The 4,806-nt window shown below is 72.2% G+C and carries 4 protein-coding genes; all 4 read right to left on the reverse strand.

The window, feature by feature from the left end; all coding sequences use genetic code 11:
* On the reverse strand, nt 1-611 hold a 611-nt coding region (locus Q0L15_RS12810), incomplete at its 3' end, for an aldo/keto reductase (protein WP_296604831.1).
* Between the two features lie 29 nt (nt 612-640).
* Nucleotides 641-850, reverse strand: coding sequence for a hypothetical protein (locus Q0L15_RS12815; RefSeq protein WP_296604832.1), 210 nt, complete (start codon nt 848-850; stop codon nt 641-643).
* A gap of 88 nt (nt 851-938) precedes the next feature.
* Nucleotides 939-4,160 (reverse strand): response regulator, encoded by a 3,222-nt coding sequence (locus tag Q0L15_RS12820; RefSeq protein WP_296604833.1) that lies wholly within the window; start codon nt 4,158-4,160, stop codon nt 939-941.
* A gap of 46 nt (nt 4,161-4,206) precedes the next feature.
* The gene (locus Q0L15_RS12825) at nt 4,207-4,683 is read right to left on the reverse strand and encodes a hypothetical protein (protein WP_296604834.1); all 477 of its coding nucleotides are present in this window, start codon (nt 4,681-4,683) and stop codon (nt 4,207-4,209) included.
* Between the last annotated feature and the right edge of the window lie 123 nt (nt 4,684-4,806).

The raw sequence follows: 4,806 nt of genomic DNA on the forward strand, positions 1-4,806 counted from the left end.
GCGCAGAGCGGGAGCATCTCCCGCTCCTCCTCGCGATAGATGAGGTTGTAGTGGTTCTGCATCGACACGAACGGCGTCCAGCCGTGGGTCGCGGCGACGTGCTGGGCCTTGGCGAACTGCCACGCGTACATCGAGGACGCGCCGAGGTAGCGGGCCTTGCCGGCCCGCACCACGTCGTGCAGCGCCTCCATCGTCTCCTCGATCGGCACGCCGTCATCCCAGCGGTGGATCTGGTACAGGTCGACGTAGTCGGTGCCGAGACGGCGCAGCGACTCGTCGATCTCGTGGAGGATCGCCTTGCGGGACAGGCCCGCGCCGTACGGCCCCGGGCGCATCCGCCCGTGCACCTTGGTGGCGATCACGACGTCCTCGCGGCGGGCGAAGTCGCGCAGGGCCCGTCCGGTGATCTCCTCGCTGCTGCCGCCGGAGTAGACGTTCGCGGTGTCGAACACCGTCACGCCCGCCTCGAGCGCCGAGCGGATGATCGTGCGCCCGGCCTCCTCGTCGAGCACCCACGGGTGCCCGCCGCGGGTGGGGTCACCCCAGCTCATGCAGCCGAGCGTGATCGCGGAGACGTCCAGACCGGTGCGGCCGAGCTTCACGTAGCGCATGGGCCCAGCCTGTCACCCGGCCGGTGGCCTCACTCCGAGGGCTGGGGGGCCTTCACGTTGCAGTCGACCTTCGGGTTGGCGCCGAGGTAGTTCAGCGGCCCCGCCACGATCGTCAGGCTCGTGTCCCCGGCGGTCTTGCACGTGACCTCCTGGTCGTCGCCGAAGTAGCCGCGCTGCCACGCGGCCAGCACGCCGATCACCAGCCAGACGACGACGATGATCCCGATCAGGCTCTTCATGTTCCGCTCCCAGTGCGTCGTAGTACCCCCGCGGGAGCCGTACCCCGACGCACGCGGTCGTGAACCTGGGCGCGGACGACCGGGTGGTTCAGACCTGGGAGTAGCGCGCCTGGTAGGCCAGCAGCGCGGCGCGGCCCAGCTCGAGCTCCTGGCCGAGCCGGTCGACGAGCTCGGCGGCACCCTCGGTCGAGCCCGTGTCGGCGACGAGCTCGATCTGCTGCGCGGTGCGCCCCGCCGGGGTGACGCCGAGGTTGAGAGCCCCGCCGGCGAGCTTGTGCGAGACCTGCTTGAGCGTCGCCGCGTCACCGGCGGCCAGCGCCTCGCGGATCCGCTCGAGCGTCTCGGGGGTGTTGGCCACGAAGTTGCCGATCGCGCGATCGAGGTAGGCGGTGTTGCCCGGGTCGAGGTCGCGCAGCTCGTCGAGGCGGTCGAGGGTGAGGCCGTCGAGGGTCCGGTCCGGTACGGCGGGCGCGGGCGGCGTCTGGTCGTCCTCGTTCACGATGCGCACGCTACGCGGTGCGGGCCCGCTCGTGGTGCCGACCCACTGATCGAGGACGAGCGCCAGGGCGGCGGCGTCGACCGGCTTGGTGAGGAAGTCGTCCATCCCCGCCGCCAGGCAGCGCTCCCGCTCGCCCTCGACCGCTGCGGCGGTCATCGCGATGATCGGCAGCCTCCGGCCGCTTCCGGCCTCGCCGGCCCGGATGGCCCGCGTGGCCGCGTAGCCGTCCATCAACGGCATCTGCACGTCCATGAGCACGGCGTCGAACGGCTCCTCGGCCAGCGCCGTCAGGGCGGCGGCCCCGTCGTCGGCGATGCGGGTGCGGTACCCGAGTGCCTCGAGCAACCCCGCGGCCACGAGCTGGTTCACGACGTTGTCCTCCACGACCAGCACCCGGCGCGCGGGCCCGGTCACCTGGGGGGTGGCGTGCGCCGGCGGCTCGGGCCGCGGATCGACCTCGGCGAGGTGGCGTAGCAGCGCTGCCCGCAGCTCCGCGCCCAGGAGCGGCTTGGTCAGGCAGTCGACGATGCCCGCGACGCGGAGGTCCCACGCCGAGGGCGAGGTTCCCGACGTGAGCATGATCGTGCGTCCGTCGTACGACGGATCGGCGCGCAGCGCGCGGGCGAGGTCGAGCCCGTCGCGCTCGGGCATCGCCATGTCGAGCAGGACCGCCTCGAACGGGTCGCCGGCCGCGTCGGCCTCCGCGAGCGTCCGCTCGGCCTCGTCGGCACTCGCGCTCGACGCGGCCCGCATGCCCCACCAGCCCAGCTGCTCCTCGAGGATCAGGCGGTTGTGCTCGTTGTCGTCGACGACCAGGACGTGGCGCCCTCCGAGCCAGGTGCGCGCGTAGTCGTCGTCCGCGTCGTGGGCGGGTCCGCCGGGGGCGTCGAACTCCGCGGTGAACCAGAAGACGCTGCCGCCTCCGGGGTTGGGGTGCAGGCCGATCTCGCCGCCCAGCGCCTGGACGATCTCGCGTGAGATGGCCAGGCCCAGGCCGGTCCCGCCGAAGCGCCGGGTCGTCGACGCGTCCGCCTGGGTGAAGGCGTCGAACAGCGCGTCCACGTCCTTCTCGGGGACTCCGACGCCGGTGTCGGCCACGCTCACGTGCAGCACGGTCCGACCCGTCGGACCCGGTGTGGCGGTCGCCCGGATGAAGACCTCACCCCGCTCGGTGAACTTCACCGCGTTGGAGCCCAGGTTGGTGACGACCTGCGCCAGCCGGATCGGGTCGCCGGCGAGCACCTCGGGGACGTCGGGGTGGCAGGACACGATCAGCTCGAGCCCCTTGGCCCGGGCCGCCTCGCCGAGGAGGCTCGCCACCTGGTCGAAGACGTCGCGGATCTCGAAGTCGAGCCGCTCGAGCTCGAGCTTGCCGGCCTCGATCTTCGAGAAGTCCAAGATGTCGTTGATGACGCTGAGCAGGGCGCGGCTGGCGACCTGCACGCCCGAGGCCAGGCGGAGCTGGTCGGGGTCGAGGGCGGTGCGCAGCAGCAGGTCGTTGAGGCCGATCACGCCGTTCAGGGGCGTGCGGATCTCATGGCTCATCGTCGCGAGGAACTCCGACTTCTGGCGGGAGGCGGCCTCGGCCGCGTCCCGGGCGTCCGCGAGCTCGCGCTGACCCCGTTCGCGCTCGGCGACCCGGCCGAGCTGGACCGCCACCTGCTCGGCCATCGACTCGATCATGTCGAAGCGGTACAGCGGCGGCGCCGAGGTGATCGTCAGCACGGCGACGACCTCGTCGGCGTAGGCGACGGTGAACGCGATCGTCAGGCGTTCCTCGTCCCACACCGATCGCCGTTCGCGGTAGGCGCGGTTGGCGAGCTCGAGCTCCTTGGCCAGGGTCGCGGCCTCGGCGAGGTCGGCGTCCCGGTCCTCGTCGGTGACGTAGAGGGGCACCACGGCCGTGCGCTGCTCGTCGAGCACGAACGCGCGCCCGCGGACCCAGTCGTCGTGGAGCAGGACCAGGTGCCGCGCCTGCACCAGGACCTCCTCGAGGGTGGCCGCCTCGTTGGCGGCCGTCGCGACCGCCTGCATGAGCGCGTTCTGGCGGACCTGGTCCTCCAGCGCGATCTCGGCCTGCTTGGTCTCGGTGATGTCCTGGTGGGTGCCGTACATCGACACGACCTCGCCGCCGTTTCCGGCCAGCGAGACGCCGCGGCCGCGCGTCCAGACCCAGGCTCCCTCAGCGGTCTGCACCCGCGCCACGAACACGAAGTCGCTGGGCGTGTCCAGGGCACCCCGGACGGCGTCGTCGACGGACGCGCGGTCGTCGGCGTGCACGATGCCGAGGAAGTCGTCGTACGTCGCCGGGAACGCGTCCGGATCCAGGCCGTAGAGCGCGCAGAGCTCCTCGGATCCCCAGACCTCACCGGTCCGGACGTTCCACTCCCAGCTGCCGATGCGCGCGATCCGCTGCGCCTCGGCCAGCCTGCGGCGGCTGGTCGTGAGGTCCTCGAGCGCCTGCTTGCGGTCGCTGCAGTCGGCGAGGCGGTGGAGCACCAGGACCGACCCGTCGGTGTCGTGCAGGAGGCTCTCGGTGACCATCACCCACAGGGAGCTGCCGTCGCGACGCACGAACCGGCACTCGACGTCGTGGTCGTTCACCCGGCCCGCGCGCAGGTCCTCGAGATGGGCGGCGAACTGCTCCTTGCCGACCTCGTCGAGCGAGTCGAAGACGGTGAGACCCATGACCTCGTCGTCGCCGACGCCGAAGAGGGCGCGCAGCGCGGGGTTGGCGTACACCGTGCGGCCGTCGAGGTCGAAGACCCAGATCCCGCCCGGCGACGTCTCGACGACGTTCCGGTACAGCATCTCGCGCTCCATCGCACCTCCCGGAGGACACGATAGGGCGCCGAGGTCAGGACTCGCCGGAGATGAGGTACCGCTCGTCCGTGCCGTCGAGCCGGAGAGTGACGTCGTCGGTGGTCTTGCTGCCGTCTCGCCGCTGGTACTCGACCGTGTAGCTGATCTGCCGGCTCGCCGGATCAGGCTCTGCCGACAGCACGTCGGCGGTGGCGATCTTCTTCCAGAACGAGTTGTACCGCCCGAACCCGCCACTCGCGTCCTGGAAGCCAGGGGTGAGCATCTCCCAGGCCGCCTTGGTGTCGGTGGTGACGGTGGCGAGGTAGTCCTCGATGAAGCCCTCCATGCCGTCGGCCGTGACCTCGGGTCGCGGCTGGTCCGACGGGCTGGGGGACCCGCCTCCGGTCGCCCCGCCGGTCGCGCTGCTGCGCCCTGCCCGGGGCTGGGCGCTGGTGTCGTCGTCGTTGCCGGCGGCGTAGGCGAGCCAGCCGATGACGGCGATCGCCAGCACCACCAGGGCGATGGCGATCACGGGCTGCACGCCTCGGCTCCGCGGGTGGGGGGAGGGCGGCGAGGCGACCGGGTGGGGAGGCTGGGCGGGCGGGGGCGTCGTGGGCGTCGTGGGCGCCGGCGGCACCGGCGGGACGGCGCGCGA

Origin of the sequence: Nocardioides sp. (assembly GCF_024509035.1) — a bacterium.
In the GTDB taxonomy this organism is placed as follows: domain Bacteria; phylum Actinomycetota; class Actinomycetes; order Propionibacteriales; family Nocardioidaceae; genus Nocardioides.